At 60.8% G+C, this 20517-nt stretch carries 21 protein-coding genes; 11 read left to right on the top strand and 10 right to left on the bottom strand.

What is annotated here, in order from left to right:
- Nucleotides 1–12: 12 nt before the first annotated feature.
- Nucleotides 13–537 (bottom strand): GNAT family N-acetyltransferase, encoded by a 525-nt coding sequence (locus SynBMKMC1_RS08415; RefSeq protein ID WP_255486112.1) that lies wholly within the window; start codon nucleotides 535–537, stop codon nucleotides 13–15.
- A gap of 67 nt (nucleotides 538–604) precedes the next feature.
- Here SynBMKMC1_RS08415 and lysA point away from each other — a divergent pair, with 67 nt between their 5' ends.
- The 7 genes from lysA to SynBMKMC1_RS08380 are packed head-to-tail and all read left to right on the top strand — an operon-like array spanning nucleotide 605 to nucleotide 7106.
- Nucleotides 605–1966 carry a diaminopimelate decarboxylase gene (gene lysA, locus SynBMKMC1_RS08410; RefSeq protein WP_186471402.1) on the top strand — a complete coding sequence of 454 codons (1362 nt, stop codon included), beginning with the start codon at nucleotides 605–607 and terminating at the stop codon, nucleotides 1964–1966.
- A 16-nt stretch (nucleotides 1967–1982) separates the two neighbouring features.
- Nucleotides 1983–2864, top strand: coding sequence for a diadenylate cyclase CdaA (gene cdaA / locus SynBMKMC1_RS08405; protein WP_011933435.1), 882 nt, complete (start codon nucleotides 1983–1985; stop codon nucleotides 2862–2864).
- Nucleotides 2861–3658, top strand: a complete 798-nt coding sequence (locus tag SynBMKMC1_RS08400; RefSeq protein ID WP_186471401.1) for an isoprenyl transferase — start codon at nucleotides 2861–2863, stop codon at nucleotides 3656–3658. The genes cdaA and SynBMKMC1_RS08400 overlap by 4 nt, the downstream gene beginning before the upstream one ends.
- 26 nt (nucleotides 3659–3684) lie before the next feature.
- Nucleotides 3685–4662, top strand: coding sequence for a biotin synthase BioB (gene bioB / locus SynBMKMC1_RS08395; protein WP_011933433.1), 978 nt, complete (start codon nucleotides 3685–3687; stop codon nucleotides 4660–4662).
- Nucleotides 4659–5612: a rhodanese-related sulfurtransferase gene (locus tag SynBMKMC1_RS08390; protein WP_186471400.1), complete on the top strand. Its 954-nt coding sequence runs from the start codon at nucleotides 4659–4661 to the stop codon at nucleotides 5610–5612. The genes bioB and SynBMKMC1_RS08390 overlap by 4 nt, the downstream gene beginning before the upstream one ends.
- Nucleotides 5609–6604: a DUF952 domain-containing protein gene (locus SynBMKMC1_RS08385; RefSeq protein WP_186471399.1), complete on the top strand. Its 996-nt coding sequence runs from the start codon at nucleotides 5609–5611 to the stop codon at nucleotides 6602–6604. The genes SynBMKMC1_RS08390 and SynBMKMC1_RS08385 overlap by 4 nt, the downstream gene beginning before the upstream one ends.
- Nucleotides 6605–6608: 4 nt before the next feature.
- Complete coding sequence (locus SynBMKMC1_RS08380) at nucleotides 6609–7106, top strand: hypothetical protein (RefSeq protein WP_186471398.1); 498 nt, start codon at nucleotides 6609–6611, stop codon at nucleotides 7104–7106.
- On the opposite strand, the gene lipA is transcribed toward SynBMKMC1_RS08380, so the two are convergent.
- Together lipA and recR are read right to left on the bottom strand one after the other, a co-directional pair.
- The gene (gene lipA / locus SynBMKMC1_RS08375) at nucleotides 7091–7990 is read right to left on the bottom strand and encodes a lipoyl synthase (RefSeq protein ID WP_186473390.1); all 900 of its coding nucleotides are present in this window, start codon (nucleotides 7988–7990) and stop codon (nucleotides 7091–7093) included. The genes SynBMKMC1_RS08380 and lipA overlap by 16 nt on opposite strands.
- Nucleotides 7991–8007: 17 nt before the next feature.
- A complete protein-coding gene (gene recR, locus SynBMKMC1_RS08370) occupies nucleotides 8008–8586 on the bottom strand; it encodes a recombination mediator RecR (protein ID WP_370593953.1) in 579 nt (192 codons plus the stop codon).
- 95 nt (nucleotides 8587–8681) lie between these two features.
- Between recR and psbP the strand changes: the two genes are divergently transcribed.
- The 3 genes from psbP to SynBMKMC1_RS08355 all read left to right on the top strand — a co-directional run bounded on the left by psbP (nucleotide 8682) and on the right by SynBMKMC1_RS08355 (nucleotide 10816).
- Nucleotides 8682–9236, top strand: a complete 555-nt coding sequence (gene psbP, locus SynBMKMC1_RS08365; protein WP_011933427.1) for a photosystem II reaction center PsbP — start codon at nucleotides 8682–8684, stop codon at nucleotides 9234–9236.
- 70 nt (nucleotides 9237–9306) lie between these two features.
- Nucleotides 9307–10629, top strand: coding sequence for an NHLP bacteriocin system secretion protein (locus tag SynBMKMC1_RS08360; protein ID WP_186471397.1), 1323 nt, complete (start codon nucleotides 9307–9309; stop codon nucleotides 10627–10629).
- Between the two features lie 13 nt (nucleotides 10630–10642).
- Nucleotides 10643–10816, top strand: coding sequence for a hypothetical protein (locus tag SynBMKMC1_RS08355; protein WP_186471396.1), 174 nt, complete (start codon nucleotides 10643–10645; stop codon nucleotides 10814–10816).
- Here the strand turns inward: SynBMKMC1_RS08355 and SynBMKMC1_RS08350 are convergent.
- Genes SynBMKMC1_RS08350 through SynBMKMC1_RS08325 form a run of 6 tightly spaced genes read right to left on the bottom strand, consistent with a single transcriptional unit; the run spans nucleotide 10799 to nucleotide 19694 of the window.
- A complete protein-coding gene (locus tag SynBMKMC1_RS08350; protein ID WP_255486111.1) occupies nucleotides 10799–12634 on the bottom strand; it encodes a TolC family protein in 1836 nt (611 codons plus the stop codon). The two genes, SynBMKMC1_RS08355 and SynBMKMC1_RS08350, sit on opposite strands and share 18 nt — an antisense overlap.
- A 41-nt stretch (nucleotides 12635–12675) precedes the next feature.
- Complete coding sequence (locus SynBMKMC1_RS08345) at nucleotides 12676–13812, bottom strand: FUSC family protein (protein WP_186471395.1); 1137 nt, start codon at nucleotides 13810–13812, stop codon at nucleotides 12676–12678.
- The gene (locus tag SynBMKMC1_RS08340) at nucleotides 13812–14759 is read right to left on the bottom strand and encodes an aromatic acid exporter family protein (protein WP_186471394.1); all 948 of its coding nucleotides are present in this window, start codon (nucleotides 14757–14759) and stop codon (nucleotides 13812–13814) included. The genes SynBMKMC1_RS08345 and SynBMKMC1_RS08340 overlap by 1 nt, the downstream gene beginning before the upstream one ends.
- A 48-nt stretch (nucleotides 14760–14807) precedes the next feature.
- Nucleotides 14808–15713: an LCP family protein gene (locus SynBMKMC1_RS08335; RefSeq protein ID WP_186471393.1), complete on the bottom strand. Its 906-nt coding sequence runs from the start codon at nucleotides 15711–15713 to the stop codon at nucleotides 14808–14810.
- 54 nt (nucleotides 15714–15767) lie between these two features.
- Nucleotides 15768–17873 carry a cation:proton antiporter gene (locus SynBMKMC1_RS08330; RefSeq protein ID WP_186471392.1) on the bottom strand — a complete coding sequence of 702 codons (2106 nt, stop codon included), beginning with the start codon at nucleotides 17871–17873 and terminating at the stop codon, nucleotides 15768–15770.
- 12 nt (nucleotides 17874–17885) lie between these two features.
- Nucleotides 17886–19694: an ABC transporter ATP-binding protein gene (locus SynBMKMC1_RS08325; RefSeq protein WP_186471391.1), complete on the bottom strand. Its 1809-nt coding sequence runs from the start codon at nucleotides 19692–19694 to the stop codon at nucleotides 17886–17888.
- Between the two features lie 98 nt (nucleotides 19695–19792).
- Between SynBMKMC1_RS08325 and SynBMKMC1_RS08320 the strand changes: the two genes are divergently transcribed.
- On the top strand, nucleotides 19793–19999 hold the full coding sequence (locus tag SynBMKMC1_RS08320) for a hypothetical protein (RefSeq protein ID WP_186471390.1): 207 nt from the start codon (nucleotides 19793–19795) through the stop codon (nucleotides 19997–19999).
- A gap of 17 nt (nucleotides 20000–20016) precedes the next feature.
- Here SynBMKMC1_RS08320 and SynBMKMC1_RS08315 read toward each other — a convergent pair whose 3' ends face one another.
- Nucleotides 20017–20361, bottom strand: coding sequence for an RNA-binding protein (locus tag SynBMKMC1_RS08315; protein ID WP_186471389.1), 345 nt, complete (start codon nucleotides 20359–20361; stop codon nucleotides 20017–20019).
- Between the last annotated feature and the right edge of the window lie 156 nt (nucleotides 20362–20517).

Genomic DNA, 20517 nt, shown 5'->3' with positions numbered 1-20517 from the left:
AGAAAGTATTAATCAATGCCGAAATGTATTCGGGTTTTCTGTTTGTTCAGTGCGGATAACCCTACCGATTTCGATTTTTAGCCATTGCAGCAGTGCGTCGCTTCCATCCCGGTAGTACTTCTGCCTAGAACCGGTGGTCACAAACCCCAAGCTTGCGTACAACGCAAGTGCGGCTTGGTTGTTGCTCGCCACATCCAGGCTTGCCTCCAGGGCCCCTGCCATCCCTCCACGCTGGATCAGGGCGTTGGTGATCTGTGCCCCGAGCCCCAGCCTGCGCTGATGGGGAGCAACGGCGACAGCGGTGATCTGCAGTTCGTCAGCCACCAGCCAACCGGCTGCGAGGGCGATCAGCTGCTGCTTCGTATCGTCGATCCCCAGGACGATCCTGCGATCGTCGCTGAGCTCTCGCATCCACTGCTCTCGTGTCCAGAGGCCGTTCAGAGCGGTGCGGTCGAGGGCCAGGCAGGCCTCAAGGTCTCGGATACCGAGCAAGCGCGGTGGGTTGCAGCTTTGCGGGCCCTGCGCTTGGCCTGGCATGCCCTCCATGGACGCTTCTGGAACAACGTGCCTCTTACCATTGCCCATCGCCTCTGTCACACGCTCCATGTCTCAGCCTTTTGAACTCGGGTGTGACACAACCAGTCCCAACCGAAACCTGGCTCCGATCACGGCTGAGATCGATGCCCAGGGAAAGCTCGCGGTTGGAGGCTGTGCGCTGAGCGACCTGGCTGAGCGTTATGGAACGCCCCTTTACGTGCTCGATGAAGCCAGCATCCGCCAGGCATGCCGGGCCTACCGGGAGGCCCTTGAACGTCATTATCCCGGCCCCTCGTTGGCGATCTACGCCTCCAAGGCCAACAGTTCGATGGCCTTATCGGCGTTGGTCGCTTCTGAAGGACTCGGTCTGGATGCCGTCTCAGCCGGTGAATTGATCACCGCCCTCGACGGTGGCATGCCGGCAGAGCGCATGGTGCTGCATGGCAACAACAAATCCTTGGAGGAGTTGGCACTGGCCTATCGCAACGGCGTGATGGTGGTCGCTGATAACCAGCACGACCTTGATTTGCTGCAAACCATCGTTCCGGAGGGTGGCGAGCCAGTGAGGCTCATGCTCCGCTTTACGCCGGGAATCGAGTGTCACACCCACGAGTACATCCGCACTGGACATCTCGACAGCAAATTCGGTTTCGATCCCGATGAGCTCGAGCCGGTGCTCCGCGCGTTGCAAGGTGCCGCCTGGGCCAGGGTCGAGGGTCTGCATGCCCACATCGGCTCCCAGATCTTTGAACTGGAACCCCACCGTGACCTTGCCGCTGTGATGGCTGATGCCCTTGGGTTAGCCCGGGAACTTGGTCATCCAGTTCGTGATCTCAATGTGGGTGGCGGTTTGGGGATCCGCTATGTGAGCAGCGACGATCCACCGAGCATCGATGCCTGGGTTCAAGTGGTCGGTACGGCAGTGGCATCGGCCTGCCAGCAGCGCAATCTCGAGCTACCCCGGCTCCTGTGTGAACCGGGTCGGTCGCTAGTGGCTCCTGCCGGCGTCACCGTCTATACGGTTGGCGCTCGCAAAGTTGTGCCTGGAATTCGCACCTATCTGTCGGTGGATGGAGGCATGAGCGATAACCCCAGGCCGATCACCTATCAATCGCAATACACAGCCTGTCTGGCCGATCGGCCCAAGGCAGAAGCCGAAGAGACGGTCACCATTGCAGGCAAGCACTGCGAATCTGGTGACGTTCTGCTGAAGGATCTCCCATTCCCGGCCTGCACCAGTGGCGAGATTCTCGTGGTGCTCGCTACCGGGGCTTACAACGTCTCCATGAGCTCGAACTACAACCGCATTCCCAGGCCTGCCACGGTGTTGGTGAAAGGTGCTGAAGCGGAACTGGTGCAGCGTAGGGAACAGCCGGAAGATTTACTGCGTTACGACCTGCTGCCAGAACGCCTGCGATCGGTAGTCTGATGTGAGAGGGGAGTGGATGAACGTGTTGGCGGTGTTGCAGTGGCGCCAGCTGTACGACCAACTGTCATCCTCACTGATTCAGTGGCGCCTCCTCGACGTCTTCTGTGCGGTTCTTCTCGGGTTCCTGCTGTTTTCCCGCGTCAACGAACAGCGAACGCTGTGGTTGCTCAGGGGATATCTCTTCCTCGTCTTCTTGGCGTGGTTTGTTCAGTGGTCTGAAAAGCTCCCTCTCACGTCAACGTTCATTGATGCGTTGGTGCTGGCCTGCTCCCTGTCTCTGGCCATCCTCTGGCAGGGGGAATTGCGCAGGCTGATGGAACTCCTGGGAACTGGCAAGCTGGCTGTGCTGCTTGGCAATCCCCAGAGCCGATTGCGAACCACAGCCAGCACGGTGGCTCAACTCACTGAGGCAGCCGGGCGCTTATCCAAAAGCCGTCGGGGCGCCTTGATCGTGGTTGATCTCGGCAGTGATCTGAGGCCTGAGGACTTCCTCAATCCAGGGATCACCATTGATGCTCAGCTCAGCAAAGAACTGCTGCTGAATCTGTTTGCTTCCGATACTCCTCTGCACGATGGCGCTGTGGTGATCAAAGGAAACCGGATCATTTCGGCAGGGGTCATCCTTCCTTTGTCCAGGCAGGGAGTCAGTCGCTACGGAACCCGACACCTCGCCGCTCTGGGGATTACTGAACGGTTCGATCGCTGCATTTGCGTGGTGATTTCCGAGGAATCCGGCACCCTGTCCCTTGCCAACCAGGGCAAGCTTGAGCGACCGATTACCAGCTCTCGTCTGCAGGACTTGCTCACTGAATTAATCGCCGCCTCGGTTTCATCGGCGGCAGTCAAAGCACCATCTCCACGTAGCGTGAAGAAAGGAACTCAGGAATTCCTGCCTTGAGTCGTCAACTGGCCACTAGCGCCGATCAGATCGAGTCCAGGCGCTGCCCCGATGGTCTGGATCCCTCCAAGCTGCCTGGCCATATCGCGGTGATCATGGACGGCAATGGACGCTGGGCCAACGCTCGCGGCCTGCCCCGGGTGATGGGGCATCGTGCTGGCGTGGAAGCCCTCAAGACCACGCTCAGGCTTTGCAATGACTGGGGGATCGGCGCCCTCACGGCCTATGCCTTCTCAACGGAGAACTGGTCGCGTCCCGGTGAGGAGGTGAATTTCTTGATGACCCTGTTCGAAAGAGTGCTGCAGCGTGAGCTGAATGCACTGGAGTCGGAACAGGTGCGCATCCGCTTTCTTGGCGATCTCGAAGCTCTGCCGCCGCGGTTGCAGGCCCTGATCGCCGATGCCACAGAGCGCACGGCTAGCAACCGAGGCATTCATTTCAATGTCTGCACCAACTACGGCGGTCGACGGGAACTGGTGCGCGCGTCACGCCGCCTTGCTGAACGGGTGGCCAGTGGCGAACTTCAGCCGGCTCAGATTGACGAGAAAGCACTTGCTGCAGAGCTTTACACCGTGGGAGAGCGCGATCCAGATCTCCTGATTCGCACCAGTGGCGAGCAGAGGATCAGCAATTTTCTGCTCTGGCAGCTGGCCTATGCGGAGATTCATGTCACCGAGGTGTGCTGGCCTGATTTCGGTGCTGATGCCCTTCTCTCGGCTCTCACCGATTACCAAAGCCGTCGTCGGCGCTTTGGCGGACTGGATGGGGTGATGCCCGACGTTCTGGGATCCTGAACATTGCAGGACACGGGGCTGGTGCGATGAGCGAACAGGTAGACCTACGCCACGACTGGACGTTGGCAGAGATTGAAGCGCTTCTCCAGAGCCCCTTGATGGATCTGCTCTGGAAGGCCCAGGCTGTGCACCGTTCGGCCAATCCCGGCTACAAAGTGCAGTTGGCTTCGCTGCTCAGTGTCAAGACTGGGGGGTGCGAGGAAGACTGTGCCTACTGCCCGCAGTCGATGCATCACAGCAGTGATGTCACAGGCCAGCCTGACCTCGAGGTAAAGGCCGTCCTCGACAGGGCCCGCGTGGCTGCTGAGGCCGGTGCTGATCGCTTCTGCATGGGCTGGGCCTGGCGAGAGATCCGCGAGGGGCCTGCGTTCGAATCGATGTTGTCGATGGTGCGTGGCGTGCGGGAGCTTGGCCTTGAGGCTTGCGTGACCGCCGGCATGCTCACCGACTCGCAGGCTGAACGCTTGGCGGAGGCCGGGCTCACGGCCTACAACCACAACCTGGACACCAGTCCGGAGCACTACGACAGCATCATCACCACGCGCACGTATCAAGAGCGTTTGGAGACGCTGCAAAGGGTCCGACAGGCAGGGGTGACGCTCTGTTGTGGCGGCATCATCGGCATGGGCGAGTCGGTGCGTGATCGCGCCTCAATGCTGCAGGTGTTGGCGTGTCTCGATCCCCATCCTGAAAGTGTTCCGATCAATGCGCTCGTTGCCGTCGAGGGAACCCCACTGGAAGCCCAACCCAGCATCGACCCCCTGGAGCTTGTGCGCATGGTGGCTGTCGCCCGGATTCTGATGCCCCAGAGCCGCGTGCGGCTCAGTGCCGGTCGCGAGCAACTCAATCGCGAAGCCCAGATCCTTTGCTTGCAGGCGGGTGCCGACTCGATCTTCTATGGAGACTCTCTGCTCACCACCAGCAACCCCGCGGTTGAGTCCGACCGTGCCCTTCTCGCTGCGGCCGGAGTGCAGGCCAGTTGGCATGAGAGTGCCGCAGCATGAGTTCGCGGCCCCAGGCTCCATCGCGCTTTCAGGTGGCTGCGTTCTACGCCTTCACCCCACTGGAGCCGCACACGCTCGAGCTGTTGCTGGAGGAACTTCCCGTTCTGGCAGCCCAGGGCCATGTCCTCGGCTCTGTGCTGCTGGCACCGGAGGGGGTGAACGGAACCATTTCCGGTCCTGAGGAGGGGGTCGGCTCCCTTCTCCAGCGCTTGCGCTGCCATCTCGATCTTGGCGAAGCGCATTTCGAGCGCTTTCAGGTGAAGTACAGCCGTTGTGATCGTCAGGCCTTCCGGCGCTTCAAAGCGAGGCGGAAAAAGGAAATCGTCACTCTGGGCGTTCCGTCGGTTGATCCGCGCGCGCGGGTTGGCACGTATGTGTCTCCGTCGGACTGGAACGCTGTGGTGGATGACCCGGACACGCTCCTCATCGACACGCGCAACCGTTATGAGGTGGCCATTGGCAGCTTTGAAGGTGCTGTTGATCCAGGAACCGACAGTTTCCGAGAGTTTCCTGAATGGGTTGAAAAGGAACTCCGCCCGCTGGTGGAGCGCAGGGCTCCGGCTCGGATCGCCATGTTCTGCACCGGTGGCATCCGTTGCGAGAAAGCCAGCAGTTTTCTGATGCAGAAGGGTTTCCCTGAAATTCATCACCTTCAGGGCGGAATTCTCAGCTACCTGGAGCAGATTCCCGAATCCGAAAGCCGCTGGAGGGGGGAATGTTTCGTGTTCGATCAGCGTGTCGCCCTTAACCACCAGCTTCAGCCAGGGCAGCACAGGCTTTGCCATGCCTGCGGCCTGCCGCTCACGCCTGAGCAACGGGGGCTGGAGAGCTATATCCCCGGGGTGCAGTGTCTTCACTGCCAGGACCGGTTCTCGGATCAGGATCGTGAGCGTTTTCGTGAACGCCAACGCCAGTGGGAGCAGCAGCACACAACCGCGCACTGTTCATGACCCCACTGCCGATTCTCTACAGCTTCCGGCGTTGTCCTTACGCCATGCGAGCCCGCTGGGCCATTCTCGAAGCAGGCCTCTTGGTGCAGTGGCGGGAAGTGGAACTCAAGGCCAAGCCCGCCGCCATGCTGGAGGTGTCGCCGAAGGGGACCGTTCCTGTTCTGGTGCTTGCTGACGGGACGATCGTTGATGAAAGTGTGGATGTGATGCACTGGGCCCTGAACCAGGCTGATCCCCGCGATCTCACGCGCAGGCACTGCCTGACGCAGCAAGCCGAGATCCACGAGCTGGTGACGACGAATGATGGTGCGTTCAAGCATCATCTGGATCGCTTCAAATACACCGATCGCTATCCCGGAGCCTGCAAAGACCAGCAACAACAGGCGGGTTTGGCCATCCTGCATCGCTGGTCGCAGCGGATCGATGGCCATGAAGGCTGGCTTCTCGAAGGGGGGTGTTCGCTTGCGGACATTGCCTTGTTCCCCTTCGTGCGCCAGTGGCGGATCGCCGATCCGCAAGGCTTCGACAGTGATCCGGGGTTGCAGGGCATTCGCGGTTGGTTGCAGGCCTTTCTCGATCACCCTGGATTTGAACGCTTGATGCAACGGGCCGATCCCTGGGCCCAGGGGGGGCACCAGCCCCATTTCCCCGCCGACGCCATCGCCGTCCCGACGGATCAACCTCTGTTTCACCTCGCGCTTGCCGAGGACTGGGCGCAGGCTGAGCGTGGCGGGCTGTACTCCATCTCAACGCGAGGGCTGTCCTTGCAACAGGTGGGCTTCATTCACCTGTCCTGGCGAGATCAGGTGTCCGACACCTTCCGGCGCTTTTACGCTGATGCCGGGGAGGTGCTCTTGCTCACCGTGGACCCAAGGCGGGTTTTAGCCCCTTTGCGTGCTGATGCCGTTCCCAGTGGAGAGCTGTTCCCCCACCTCTACGGCGCGTTGCCTGTGGAGGCTGTGACCTCGGCCATCCCCTACCCCACAGACTGACCTGATGCTGGATCAACTGGAACGCGAGGCTTGCAGCCGCAACCTGTTGCTGAGGCTTCAAGTCGGACGTCCCCTCGGCCTTTGGAGTCTGCGCTTGGTGGTGGCCCGCTCCAGCGGGGAGAGGTTGCAGTTGCTGGGAGAGATGAAAGCCTGGGCCTACGGACGTGCTGGTGGACTGCAGCTCGACACGCTGCGCGTCCTTCCCGGTGCACCGGCGGGATGCGGGGATCTGATCTGGGCCGCGACCATGGCCTGGGCCCTGGAAGCCACCCCGTGCCGCCGTGCCCGTCTGCTGGCGATCCGCGATGACGATCGTCAACATCGGCGGCTCGTCCGTTATTTCCAGGCCAAGGGATTCCAGTCGGTTCGCGACGTGCAGGCGGCTCTGCTCGATCTCCCGTTGCGCATGGTCTGGGGCGGTGCCGGTGAACTGATGGTGGGCGACTGTGCCGCAGTGCTCGAAGGCGCTCTTGGCCGTTGGCGCGCTCAAACGGCAGCGTGATAGCTGCTGCGCACCAGTGGAGCGCTGCGCACCACTGAGAAGCCAAGCTCCGTGGCGATCTGACCGAGCTCCGCGAATGCATCTGGATGCCAGTAGCGGGTCACGGGAATGTGGGCCAACGACGGCCGCATGTACTGACCGATGGTGAGGCGCTGGCAGTCCACGGCTCGGAGGTGCTCCATGGTTTGGATCACCTCCTCCTGGGTTTCTCCCAGTCCAAGCATCAAGCCACTTTTGGTGGGGATCTCGGGTGCAAGTTCCCTGGCAGCGGCCAGCAGCCCGAGCGAGCGAGCGTAGGTCGCTCCCCGCCTCACTTCGCCTTGGAGGCGCTCCACGGTTTCCAGATTGTGGTTGAAGCAGACGGGTGAGGCATCCAGCACCGTTTGCAACCGTTGCCGCTGCATCTGGATCGCCTCGCGCTGGTCCGGCTGGCCGCCCCAGAAGTCTGGCGTCAGCACTTCAATCGCGATCAGTGGGTTGCGCCGGCGGATGGCCTCGATGGCACGGGTGAACAGGGACGCGCCATGGTCCTCCAGATCGTCGCGGGCCACTGCTGTGAGCACCACGTAACGCAGCCCCATGGTGATCACGGCATCGGCCACCCGCTCCGCTTCCATGGGATTCAGCAGTTCGGGTGCCTGGCCTTTATCCACCTGACAGAACGCACAACTGCGCGTGCAGATCGACCCACCCAGCAGAAATGTGGCCGTGCCAGCGGCGTAGCACTCGCCCCGATTCGGACAGCGCCCTTCTTCGCAGATGGTGTGAAGGGCGTTGGATTTCACAAGGGTCTGAACATGCTCAATCGCCGAGACGTTGCCCACGGGTCGCCGCAACCATTCGGGCAGGCGTTCCCGCGGTGGAATCGAGGAGTAGCGACTGATCTTCTGGCCCATGCCAATCACTCCACAGCCCGTCGCCCTTCCAGCGCCCGGCTCAGGGTGACGTCGTCGGCGTATTCCAGCTCGCTCCCCACCGGAAGCCCATAGGCAATCCGACTGACGCGGGTGAACGGTTTGAGCAACCTGGCCACATAAAGGCTGGTGGTATCGCCTTCCACGCTGGGCGTCAGCGCCAGGATCACTTCTTCGGTGTTGTTGGCTGCGACCCTCTTCACCAAACTGGAGATCTGAAGCAGGTCGGGGCCGATTCCATCCATCGGTGAGATCAGGCCTCCGAGAACGTGATAGTGGCCAGAAAATTCCCGGGTGCGCTCCAGCGCCAGGAGATCGCGTGAGTCGGCGACCACGCAGATCTGTCCGTTGGCCCGTTCGGGGTTGCGGCAGATCTCACAGGTGGGCTCCGCGCTGAGATGGTGGCAGGTCTGGCAGTGGCCAACCTCCGTTCGTGCCGCCAGAAGTGCATCGGCAAAGCTGCGGATCTGCTCCTCCGGTTGGCGAAGCAGATGCAGGGCCAGTCGCTGCGCAGTGCGTGGTCCGATTCCAGGCAACCGCTCGAATTGATCGATCAGCCGTGCCAGTGGGCGGGTGAAGCCGCTCAGAACTCTTTGGCAAGTGTCTGAAATCTAGGCAGGCATTGGCACGGGCAGAATGCTCCCATCCCGACGATTTCCCGATGCGTGTTCAGCTGCACTCCTCGCTCAGAACGTTGTGCGCACTTTTCTGTGTCTTGATGCTGACCGCTTGCAGCGGAGCAGGGGCCGGGCTCAACTCGTTCAAGAGCCCCGATGGACGCTATGCCTTTCTGTATCCGTCTGGATGGACGCGCGTTGCTGTGACCGGTGGCCCCCAGGTGGTCTTTCATGACCTGATCAACAGTGATGAGACCGTCAGCTTGGTGGTCTCCGATGTCGATCCAGACAATGACCTTGAGGGGTTGGGAAGTGCCGTTGCTGTCGGCGAACGTCTGCGTCGTGAGGTGATTGCCCCCGAGGGCAGCGGCCGTGTTGCCGACCTCATCGAAGCGCGCGAACGCGAGAGTGATGGTCACACGTTTTACGACCTCGAATACGCCGTTCATCTTCAGGATCGAGACCGGCACGAGCTGGCCACGGTTGTGGTCGATCGTGGTCGCCTTTACACCTTGGCCACCAGCACGAATGAAGCGCGCTGGACCAAGGTTCAGGGGTTGTTTGAGTCGGTGATCACATCCTTCACCTTGCTGATCTGAAGCGATGGCGTCTGCTTGAACTGTCCTCCTTGGTGCAGCAACAGGCGCCCGTCAGCAGCAGGATGACTTCATGACAACATCCAGCAGGGTTGAACGACTCCGGGGGCGCTGGAATGGCCTCTCGGAGCATCAGCAGGTCGGGGTCTCCCTTGCTGGGGTTGGTGGGTTGTTTGGCCTTTGGCTGATGTTCTGGCCTGTGCCCACGCAGGTGGAAGGCCAGGGCGTTTTGATTTATCCCGACAATGCGGGGATCCTCAATGCCCGTTCGGGAGGGCAGGTCCTGCGCATCGACACCAAGGTGGGAGATCGGGTGCGCCAGGGCCAGGTGTTGATGACCTTGTATCTCCCTGTACTGGAACGTCAGCTCGATCAGCAGCAAGGCAATCTCGAGCAGCTCATGTTGCAGAACGAGGAGCTCAATCAACGCGACGCTCTGCGGATCGCCACGGCCAAGGCAGCACTGGATACCGCTCTCGCCAAGCTTGATGATGATCAGAAACGTCTGGCCCAGCTGCAATCCACCTACACCAGCAAGCTCAAGAATCTCGATTGGCTGGCCCAGCGCGAGGTGGTGGCACCGCTCTCGAGGGCTGTGGTGTCTGCGGAGCAAGGCCTGACCACAACCAGTGTTCAGCTCGATGACATCAAGATTCAGCGCAAAGATGAGATCACCCAGTTTCAGCAGATCAAGCTGGGCATTGAAACCGAGCAACTCGATCGCAATTTTCAGATCGACGATCTCAAGCGCAAGATCAAAGTGACGGAAGCCAAGATTGCCTTTGATGGAAAGGTGATCGCCGAGCGCAGCGGAACCGTTCTCGATCTACAGGTGATTGCTGGTCAAACCGTGAAAACCAGTGACCGCCTCGGCACCATCGGCCGAAACCAAGCGCCAGGGGGCGATCAACGCAAAACTGGAGGCGATCTGATTGCTGTGTCCTACTTTTCTCCGGCGGATGCCCGTCGTCTCCCCCTCGGGCTCCCGGTTGAAGTGGTTCCACACTGGAACCAGCGTGGTCGTTTCGGTGGGATCGAGGGCAAAGTGCGCAGTGTGCTCACGCTGCCTGCAACGCAAGAAGACATCTCCACAACCGTGGGCAACAGTCAGTTGGCCGAAGAACTCGTGAAGGATGGGCCCGTGATGCGTGCCGAAATCGAACTGGATCGTCTCCCCGGCAGCGATGATGGTTATCGCTGGACACTGTCCCAAGGCAGTGGCGTGTTTCCGATCCGCGATGGTCTCACCGTCGATACGTTTGCTTACGTCGAATGGCGTTCGCCGATCACCTACATCATTCCCGGTCTGCGCTCGCTGACCGGTGGGTTCCGAACCTTCAGGATCGATCGTCTCTGGGATCTGCCATTCCTGCGGCAGCCCGGAACTCCACAGTGATGCCCTAACGCCCATGGCCATCCGTTCTCTTCTCCGTCAGGAACTTCCCTGGCTCATTTCCGAGATCGTTCTGCTGATGATTCTCTTGAATGCCAATCCTCCGGAACTGTGGTTTTGGTTGGTGGTGTTTCTGGTGGTGTTCGGCTATCGGATCGAGCGTTGGTGGTCGTCACGGCCGGGGAGCTGACCGAAACGACGACGCCTCCAGGGTGAGGGTTGCGGGAACCGCTTGCTGCGGATTGCGGGGCATGGGAAGCAGTTCCCTCAGCAGCTGGGCGTAGGTGACATTCACATCCACGGTGGCGATCAGGCGATTGACCAGGGCGTTCACCAGCTGGGTTTGGGTGACGGAGAGATCCACTTCATTGGCAAGTCCGGTTTTGTAGCGAAGGGTGCTGTCACGGAAGGCTTCCTTGCTGGCCCCCACGGCACGCCGTGCCGACAGCAGTTTGGCCAGGCTGGCCTCATGGTTCAGAAATGCCCGTTCAAGCCGCAGGCGGATGGCATTGCGGGTGGCTGCATAGGCCTGGGTTGCGGCCTGTTCCTGGATAGACAGCGCTTTGACGGCATTGGATGTGACACCGGCATTGAAGATCATCCAGTTGAAGGCCAAGCCGACCGACCAGTCGTATCCGGCGACCTGCTCAAGCGGCAGAAATGTGGCTCCGCAGCAGCCGTCACCGATCAGTGAGAAGTTGAAGATGCGCTCCACAGAGGCCAATCCGCCAATGGAGGCAAACAGGCTGAGCTGGGGAAGGAGCTGCGCTGCAGTCTCGTCCTGGCGCAGGGCCAGGGCCCGCCGTGTGGCAAGGATCGCGTCGAGTTCTGGGTTGTTGTCGTAAGCGGCCAGGAGGGTCTGTTCGAGATTCAGAGGCCAGGCTGGTGATAGGTTGATCGGGTCAGCGGCGCTGGGAATCACATCAGCGGGCAGATTGAGAACGCTCCAGAGGGCCCTCCTGGAGACGGCGCGATCGGCAAGAGCCTGGATGAGATCTTCCTGATCCGTCGACAGCGTTGCACTGCGGCGCAGCAGGTCAACCCGCGGCACCAGACCGGCTTGCTTGAGATTCAGCGTGTCTTCCAGCACGATCAGATCCGTTCGCACCACGGCATCGCGGATCCGCACCAACTGCTCGTTGAGTTGAAGCTGGTAGTACGCCTCGCTCACCTCCAGTTGCAGGGTGCGCAGTTGGTTGGCGTACTGCTGCTGGACCTGATCAAGCCTGGCTTGTGCAGCGCGAACCCTGGGGGTGCGCGCGAAATCGATCACGGCATAGTTGAGTTCCAGTCCCGCCTGGGAGTCCACGCCGTTGGACACGGCATAGAGCCCACCGCCTGCGGGAACGAAAAAGGGACCAGCCTGCTCACCCTTCACCGTTGTGCCGTTGTTGGTGAGGGCAAGATTCGGTGACTGTCCCTGCTTGGCAAACAGGGGCCCGAATCCAAACGCGTTGTTGGCGTAGGGCGAATACGTTGTGCTGCCGCTCTGGAATCCCTCAGCGTCAGCAAACACGCTGATCGTGGGCCAGTAGGTGCCGGCCAGCGACGCCACTCTGGCGGCCTGGGCTTCGATCTGGTCACGCTGCACCTGAAGGGAGGGATTGTTGCGGAAGGCGATGGCGACCGCCTGCTCCAGGGTGACCGATTGAACGGGGGTGGCCTTGCTGGCGTGTTCCGGCAAGGCCAGGGGGCTGTCCGGCCGGCTGGTTTCCTCGCGCAACGGACCCTCCGCGGGTCGGTTGGCGTCCATCAGGTTGGCAGGGAGTTCCGGTGTCAGCAGGTCATCGCTTGACTCCAGCGCTGGTGCGGGACCGAGCAGGGTGTCGAGGCTGTCGAGTTGCTGATTCAGACGTTCCCAGCTGCGTTCCAGTTGCCGCGTGCTTCCGCCCAGATTCAACGGCGCTGCCGCTGCGCCAGCCGGTAAGGGGGCGGAGCGAACAACGGCAGGCAGCACACCTCCGATCAGCGGGACCAGAAGGGTTCCTCGGATGGCGATCCTGATCAAGGAACTGTCCTGACGTTGATTGACAACGATCCTGCCGAGCTTCAAGGGTCAGGCCTTGAGCCAGTGACAGGCGTTGAGCTGGCCATTCCCGGTTTGCAATTGCGCAGTGCCGAGGCTGCGTGGTCGATCAGTGAAGCCCGAAGAACAATTTGTCGCATCCTTGCGGCAGCGATTGCCTGGGTTTCGTGGTCCTGGAGAGTGTCTTTTTCAAGACTGCTCACCAAGTGGCCTGAGGCAGCATCAAGGTTGCGGTTGAGGTGGCTGAGCGTATCGAGATTGAGCGTTTGTTTGTCTCCTAAAGAGAGCTTGCGCAGCTCCCCAGCCAAGGTGTTGAGAAGGGTGATCAGCTGATGCAACACCTCGGCTTCTTGGCGATGCAACGCTTTGATCACGGCTGGGGACTGAATCGGGGCCGGTAGGCCCCGCAGCCCGTCCAGCACCGACAGCAGTTGGGAGCAGAGAAGATCCAGTTCGCTCCAGAGCTCATGCAAGGGATGATGTTCAGGATCGACGCCGAGCTCCAGCTGGGCGCTCTCCCGCTGGCCGCGGATGGCGTTGATCTGCTTCAGCAATGCTTGGCGACGTTGGCGTCGGAGGGACATCGACAACCGTGCCGGTGCGTCTTGTTCAAGACGGTCGGCTTCCAGTGAAAACTCCTCGCTCAAAGCATTCACCATCGTGGCCAGGGCCTGATGCAGGTTGGGGATGCTTTTGCTGGGCCAGATCGTGCGGGTGGCCCAAAGCGACAGCGCAATGCCGATAGCGGTCCAGAACAGCCGTGCCGTTCCCCAGCTGGTTTCCCCTGCTCCATGGACCAGCCAGCCCATGATCACGATGTTTCCGGCCACCTTGTAGCCAACCTGTAGACCGAGCGCTCCTCCCAGGAATCGCACCGTTGCCAGAGCCAATCCGAGTGCCAGCGCCAAGGGCATCTGCAGGTCGCGGGAAAAGATCATCAGCACGATCACCCCAAGCACACTGCCAAGCATCCGTTGGATGCTGAGATTGAGAGAATTGCCGTAGCTGCTCGTGAGAACCGCTGCGGTGGTGAGCGGGATGTAGTAGCCAAAGCCCATCGGGCTCAGCAGACCGAACCCCGCGCCTAATCCAGTGACCAGCGCCAGGCGGAGATCGGAGCGCAGCACCCATGGACGGGCTGTAGAGGGTGGCTTGCTCATCAGGGCTGGACTCGGTTCAAGAGCTGTTGGCTGCGGATCAGTCGTTGGAATCGGGTGACCTGTTCTTCGAGGGCGATGCGTTGAGGGAGCGCTAGCGCGGATCCGCTGGACTCCAATCTCAGGGCTTCGGCTGGGGCTCCCGGCCCATTGAGGTGAGCGCTGAGATAGTGACTGAGCTCGGGTAGCGGGTTGGGGCCAAGCTCCTGATGGACCCGCTGAATCAGGCGTTCCACCAGAAGCCAACGCACCTGCAGGCAGCGCCAAAGGCTCATCCGTTGAGGCCAGCGCAAACGCTTCAGTGTGCGGGCCTGTCTCTCCCCGAGGTTGTTTTCAACGTTGATCAGGCGCTGCAATTCCAGAAGCTGCCGGGTGATGGCTTCCGCGTTGATGGCCGCAGGAGGAGGGCCTTCACCCATGAGCGCGGCGCTGTGCGCCTCCAGTCGTTGCTGCAGGCTGGCTTCCAGTTGCTGGTGCAGCTCCTGCATACGAGCCAAACGGTTCTTTGGCCAGAGCAGCCGTCCCATCACCAATGCCACCGCGATCCCCACGAGCGTGTCGAGACTGCGGTTGAACACATAGCTCCAGTTGAGCTTGGTGTAGGCATCGATGCCGAGAAACATCACCGTCACCACAACGGCCGTTGAGAGTCCACTCGACCAACCCATGCGTCTGAGCACGGGAATCGTGATCAGCAAGCTGACCAGGATTCCGATCCAGCCTGAGAGAATGGTATGCACCAGAAAGGTGACAAGGCCTCCAACGGCTGTGCCGAGAATCCTGCCGCGCGCAGCCTGCAGGCTGTTTTCATCCTGGTCATCAACCACGGTGATGACGGCCAGCAAGGGGTACCAGAGGTAGGTGATGCGTTGAAAGTGCTGGGCGATGGCACAGGTGATCAGGATGCTGAGACCCAGTCGAAGACTCTGTCGCAGCAGATTGGCGTCCAATGCACCCCCAGCGTCGCCAGCATTCTGGTGCGCTGAAGGGGTGTTGGCTCAGAACAGCAGGCGGTAGCGCCAGCTGCTGGACTCTGTGGCGTCGATGCCCTTGGGCCCCTGTCCCGGCCACTCTGTCTCCAGATAACTAATGCCATTGCGGTAAAAGGGGCGCGCCGGCAGGCGTTGCGTTTCCAGTTCGGTGAGTCCCATCGCCGTGATCAACCCTCCCAGCTCCATCGCGCCAAGATCCGTGTCGAGATTGCGACCCGCCGCATTGATCAGAGCGGGAAGCTTCAGCACATGTTGGGGCTTTGTCAGGGTGCTGAACAGGCTCTTCAGCACCAGTTGTTGGCGATCGAGTCGTCCAAGATCGCCTTCGCCGTCATGGCGCCAACGCAGGAATCCCTCCAGTTCACGGCCGCGGAGCACCTGGAGGCCAGGCTGGAGATCGATCAGCAATCCCTGGCTGTTGTCGCGGTAGTAGAGGCGCTTTGGAACATCCACTTCCACGCCTCCCACCAGATCGCTGAGGGTGCGGATTCCTTCAAGATTCACAAGGATGTGATGGTCGATCGGACGTCCCATCAGCCGTGAGAGTTCTCTCTTCAGGGCGTCCGCACCACCGCGAGCGAACAGTGCATTGGCTTTGAGCGGACCGAAGCTGCGGGAGTCGATGTAGCTGTCTCTTGGAATCTGGGTGATGGAGGTCCGGCCTGCCTCGAGCCGGATGGTGAAAATGGCGTCGGTGTTTCCGCCACCTTCATCCACTCCCAGGACCAGGACCTCGCGATTGTCGAAGACCGACCAGGCTGAGAATGGATTGCTGACGGGAATCAGCGCGGGGGCTTCCGCTTCCGGCATCAGCGTCCGGCTCAGCGGAATCGCCAGCAGAAACCCTCCGGTCAGGCCAGCGGCGGCTGCCAGGAGAAGGACGTTGGTTCCGACGCGCTGCCGGTTGTTCATCTCCTCAACTTAGGCCGTTGTTTCCCTGTTCTTAAGATTTTCTTTGTGTTGCGTCTAAAGCAGCGGGTCGCTGATCACCAAGGACCCGCAGGCCAGCTGGTTCACCAGATTGCTGGTGCGGTCGCTGGCGGGAATCGGAAGGCCTGCGACACGCCGGCGCTGTGAGCGCAGGATCACCAGATCGTGATCACGGCTTTTGCGGTGGATGATGCGGTCAACTCCGGGCCCCTCGCAGAGCTCGATGCGTAGGTCAAGTGCTTTGGCGTCGCCTCGCGATGACCAGCTGAGGAGTTCATCGCGCATCCATGACCGGTCATGGCGATTGAAGCGGGGGTCGTGGATGTGCAGGAGGGTGATGTGGGAGTCACTGGTCTCACTGGCGCTGTCCTGAAGGCGCAAGGCCAACTCGAACTGCTCCCGTGCGTTGGAGGAGAGATCTTTGATTGGCACAAGGATTCTTCGGAATCCTGTGTTGGATTCCTTGTTCAGATTCACCACCACCACAGGGCAGTGAGCTGTTCTGCACACGCCATCCACCAAATCGCCGAACAGCCAGTTGCGCAGTCGATCGGGACGACCTGCGCCGATGAGAAGCAAATCAGCGCTTTGCTCAAGGGCGCTGCGGCTCATGCCGCCTGGAATGTCTTCATCCAGACGCAGCAGGCAGCGGGTGGTGACGGAGAGGCTGTTACCGATTAGGGAGGCTTCCTTGAGCCGCTCCCTTGCTGCAGCGAGAGCTCTGTTGAGCCCACCGCGGGCATCCTCGAGATTGGGGCTCACGAGAGCGAGGGGCAGCAGCTGCCCGCGTTGGTCATCGTCTCCTTTGAGCAGGCGTGCGGCGATGGTGAGAAGGCGCCCTTCGGTGGCTGGATTGGCGATGGGCACAACGATATTCAAGGGCCTTCGGACAACGGCTCGCGTGGGCGATGTGGCGCTTGCAGGCGCTGTTGTGCTGGCAAGACCAGGTTGGGAGCTGTCTTCGTCAGGTTCCATCAGCGCCACCACGGATCGGGTGGTCAGCGTTGGGCCCAGGGTCGCCGTCACCACCATCACAGCGAGCACGCTGTTCAGCACCGTGGCATTCAGCAAGCCGGCTTGGAATCCCACAAAGGCAGTGGCCAGGGTGGCGGCCACCTTCGGCATCGCCAGGGACCACATCAGCAGGATCTGGTTGTTGTTGTATCCGAACCAGCGACCCGCGCAGATCGCTGCCAAGGCTTTGCAGCCCAGGGCACCAACCAGCATCAACACCGTGAAGTCGAGCGTGTTCACACTCGCGACAAGGTCGCCGAGATTGAGCAGCAGCCCAAGGTGAATGAAGAAAATGGGGATGAAGAGCGCGCCGCCGACGAAAATCACCTGCTCCTTCACTCTCCCCTCGGGCAGCACCGAATTCACGGCGAGTCCGGCGAGAAAAGCGCCAACGATTTTTTCCACACCTGCCAGTTCAGCGCCGAGGGAGGCAATGAACAAAGCCAGCAACACCGTGAGAAAAACCCGGTTTTCGTCGGTGATGCTGCGCATCCAAAGCCGCCGTCCAAGCCATCGGATCGCCCACACCACGCCGACAGAGAAGATGGCGATGCTGGCGAACAGCCCGGTGATCCCTTTCGCTGTGAGGTTTCCGCCTCCAAGTCCCAGGGCGACCGCAAGCAAGAGCAGGGCGGCGATATCCGTGAGGATCGTGCTGCCCACGCTCACGATCACCGATTCATCACGCTGGGCTCCGTAGCTGCGCACGATCGGGTAGCCGAGGGGGGTGTGCGTGGCCATCAAGGCCCCAAGCAGCAGACTGGAGACCAAGGGGAAACCGAAAAGGCGGCCGATGCCAACCCCTGTGGCCACACCGAAGCCAAACACCAACAGGCCAAACCCCACCGAGCGGTTTTTCACCCGGTTGAACTCCTCAAGATCGATCTCCAGTCCGACGGTGAACAGCAGGTAGATCGCGCCGATATCAGAGAGCAGGGTGATGGTTTCTCCCTGGGCATCAAGCCATTGCAGGCAGTGGGGACCCACCAGCACGCCGGCTGCCAAAAGGCCCACGAGGTCTGGCAGTCGCAGGCGTCTGGTGAGAGGTGGCACCAGCACGGCGATGGCCACCAACAGGGCAAAGATGCCCAGGGGGTGCTCCATCATGTGATGCAGTGATGCTGCCATCAGCCCCTGCGATTAGAGCGCCAGCGCCTCGTCGCTGCGCAGGCCGGCTTGCACGCGCCAGAGGTCTGCGTAGGCGCCCGGCTGATGCAGGAGTTGATCATGGGTTCCGTCCTCAACAATGCGTCCTTGATCCATGACGACGATTCGATCGGCATGACGCACCGTGCTGAGGCGATGGGCAATCACCAGTGTGGTGCGATTCGCTGTGATGTGCATCAGGGAGCGCTGAATCGCCGCTTCGGTGTCGTTGTCAACGGCGGCTGTGGCCTCATCGAGCACCAGGATCGGAGCATCTTTGAGGATGGCTCGAGCGAGGGCGATGCGTTGTCGCTGTCCACCAGAGAGCCTCTGTCCCCGCTCACCCACCACCGTGTCGAACCCATCAGGCAAGGCATCGATGAACTCGAGTGCTTCGGCCTGCCGGGCCGATTCACGCACCGCCGCTTCGCTGGCCTCGGGAGCGGCGTAAGCGATGTTGTCCCGCACGGTGCCGTGGAACAGATAGATGTCTTGGCTCACGAGGGCGATCGCCCGCCGCAGGTCACCGAGCTGCAATTGATCGATCGGAATGCCATCAAGAAGGATCTGCCCTCCGCTCAAGGGGTACAGGCGCAACAGAAGTTTCACGAGTGAGCTTTTGCCTGATCCGGTCGCGCCAACGATTCCCAGGGTGCTGCCTGCCTGAATGGTGAGATCGAAGTGATTCAGGAGCGGTGGCCGCTCCCGGTAGCCAAAGTTCACGGCCTCGTACCGCACTTCACCCCGGATCTGGGCGTGATTCAGGGTCCGGGTGCCCCCCGAGATGTGGATCGGCGTGTCGATCAGATCCAGCACCCGGTGGGTGGAGGCCATGGAGCGCTGGTAATCATCCAGCGTGCGGCCGAGGGTGGTGAGTGGCCAGAGCAACCGCTGGGTGATGAACACGAGAAAGCTGTAAGTGCCCACAGCGATCACGCCCTGCCAGGCCTGGAGACCTCCGATCAGGAGGATCGCCAGGAACGCGAACAGAATCGCGAAGCGAATCAGGGGGATGAAGGCCGCCGAAATGCGGATGGCGCTGCGGTTGCAGTGCCGGTATGCATTGCTCTCCTGCCGCAGTTGCTCCAGCTCCCAGGTTTCGTTGGCGAAGCTCTTGATTGTGAGCATGCCGCCGAGGTTGTTGCTCAGTCGCGCTGCCAAGTTGCCGGCCCGTTCACGCACCTCCCGGTACCGCGGAGCCAGTTGGCGTTGAAAACGCAGAGACCCCCAAAGAATCACCGGAATGGGCAGAAAGCTGAAGAGCGCCACCGCTGGGGCCACAACGATCATGGCTCCACCGACCAGCAACACGGTGGTGATCAGATGCAGGATTTCATTGGCACCGTGATCGAGAAAGCGTTCGAGCTGGTTGATGTCGTCGTTGAGAACGGTCAGCAAACGGCCCGTGCTGTCGCGCTCAAAAAAATCCATCTCCAGCTTCTGGAGATGGTCGTAGGCCTCAAGGCGCAGGCTGTGCTGCGTGGATTGGGCCAAATTGCGCCATAACACCCCGTAGAGATATTCGAACAGGGATTCAGCTGTCCAGACGATGAAGGACAGGCCTGCCAGCACGATGAGCTGGGTTGGCACCGTGGTGGCCCCTAACTGGGCGAGCCAGGACGTGTCTTGTTGAACGACCACATCCACCGCAAGGCCAATCAGCACAGGGGGGGCAAGGTCGAAGATCTTGTTGATCACTGAGCAGCTGGCTGCCAGCCAGACCCTGCGCCGGTAGGGCTTCAGGTGGAGAATCAGCCGGCTCAGTGCGGCTGGAGGTCGGGCTGGAGCAACAGAAGACGGCATCCGCGAAACCTGCAGTCTTTGTATTCAAGCGTTGTGTTTCACCTGAACATCAACAGGGTCACAGGCGCTGTAGACCGGAAGGAGAACGAGGAGGACCTATGGCCCGTTCACGCGAGACCACGCGATTCAATCGTTATTTGGCGAAGAAGCATCGTCAGGTGCTGCGGGGACAGATTCGCTCACAGCGCGACCACGACGATGCCAATACCGTTCCTGTGATTGACCACAGCGATCGGCTGATGGATCGTGCCATCAGCAGGGATCAATCTCTGGATTTGCTTCTGGAGGAAGAGCCGGCTCGCTAAGCCGGCTCAGGCAACGATCACCAGCGGTTTCCACCACCGTCGTAACCGCCACCGCCGCCACCGCCGTAGCCACCGCCACCGCCGTAGCCACCGCGGCCGCCGCCACCGCCACCGGTGCGTTCGCGGGGAGTGGCCTTGTTCACGCGGATCATGCGACCCATCCACTCAACGTTCTGAAGGTCATCGATGGCCTTCTGTTCGTCTTCGTCGTTGTTCATTTCCACAAAGCCGAATCCGCGCTTGCGGCCGGTTTCGCGATCAAGGGGAAGACTGGCGCTCTTCACCTCGCCGTACTGGCTGAACAGATCGAGCAGATCTTCCTGCTCGGCCTGAAAGGAGAGGTTGCCGATGTAGATGGTCATTTCCTGGTTGGACCGATGGACATGTGATCAGTGAAGCCGTGGTCCGAATTGGAAAGTCCTTGATGCTGAAGCCGGAAAGCTGAAGCCTGGGGGAGCGAGCCGTTCAGAGCCGAACGCTGAATCTGATGCAACTCCAAGTTACAGCCTGGCCTGTAG

The organism is Synechococcus sp. BMK-MC-1 (assembly GCF_014279955.1).
Taxonomy (GTDB): Bacteria; Cyanobacteriota; Cyanobacteriia; order PCC-6307; family Cyanobiaceae; genus Synechococcus_C.
Note: the sequence above shows the minus strand (reverse complement) of the source record. Positions and strands in the feature narration are given on the sequence as shown.

Bases quoted from the DNA above. Each gene is read 5' to 3' on its own strand.
- SynBMKMC1_RS08355 (WP_186471396.1), top strand. From the start codon at position 10,643: ATGGCCATCCGTTCTCTTCTCCGTCAGGAACTTCCCTGGCTCATTTCC.
- SynBMKMC1_RS08335 (WP_186471393.1), bottom strand. From the start codon at position 15,713: ATGAACAACCGGCAGCGCGTCGGAACCAACGTCCTTCTCCTGGCAGCC.
- SynBMKMC1_RS08330 (WP_186471392.1), bottom strand. From the start codon at position 17,873: ATGGCAGCATCACTGCATCACATGATGGAGCACCCCCTGGGCATCTTT.
- SynBMKMC1_RS08325 (WP_186471391.1), bottom strand. From the start codon at position 19,694: ATGCCGTCTTCTGTTGCTCCAGCCCGACCTCCAGCCGCACTGAGCCGG.
- SynBMKMC1_RS08320 (WP_186471390.1), top strand. From the start codon at position 19,793: ATGGCCCGTTCACGCGAGACCACGCGATTCAATCGTTATTTGGCGAAG.
- cdaA (WP_011933435.1), top strand. From the start codon at position 1,983: ATGAACGTGTTGGCGGTGTTGCAGTGGCGCCAGCTGTACGACCAACTG.
- SynBMKMC1_RS08385 (WP_186471399.1), top strand. From the start codon at position 5,609: ATGACCCCACTGCCGATTCTCTACAGCTTCCGGCGTTGTCCTTACGCC.
- bioB (WP_011933433.1), top strand. From the start codon at position 3,685: ATGAGCGAACAGGTAGACCTACGCCACGACTGGACGTTGGCAGAGATT.
- SynBMKMC1_RS08390 (WP_186471400.1), top strand. From the start codon at position 4,659: ATGAGTTCGCGGCCCCAGGCTCCATCGCGCTTTCAGGTGGCTGCGTTC.
- SynBMKMC1_RS08415 (WP_255486112.1), bottom strand. From the start codon at position 537: ATGCCAGGCCAAGCGCAGGGCCCGCAAAGCTGCAACCCACCGCGCTTG.
- psbP (WP_011933427.1), top strand. From the start codon at position 8,682: ATGCGTGTTCAGCTGCACTCCTCGCTCAGAACGTTGTGCGCACTTTTC.
- lysA (WP_186471402.1), top strand. From the start codon at position 605: ATGTCTCAGCCTTTTGAACTCGGGTGTGACACAACCAGTCCCAACCGA.
- SynBMKMC1_RS08380 (WP_186471398.1), top strand. From the start codon at position 6,609: ATGCTGGATCAACTGGAACGCGAGGCTTGCAGCCGCAACCTGTTGCTG.
- SynBMKMC1_RS08360 (WP_186471397.1), top strand. From the start codon at position 9,307: ATGACAACATCCAGCAGGGTTGAACGACTCCGGGGGCGCTGGAATGGC.
- SynBMKMC1_RS08315 (WP_186471389.1), bottom strand. From the start codon at position 20,361: ATGACCATCTACATCGGCAACCTCTCCTTTCAGGCCGAGCAGGAAGAT.
- SynBMKMC1_RS08345 (WP_186471395.1), bottom strand. From the start codon at position 13,812: ATGAGCAAGCCACCCTCTACAGCCCGTCCATGGGTGCTGCGCTCCGAT.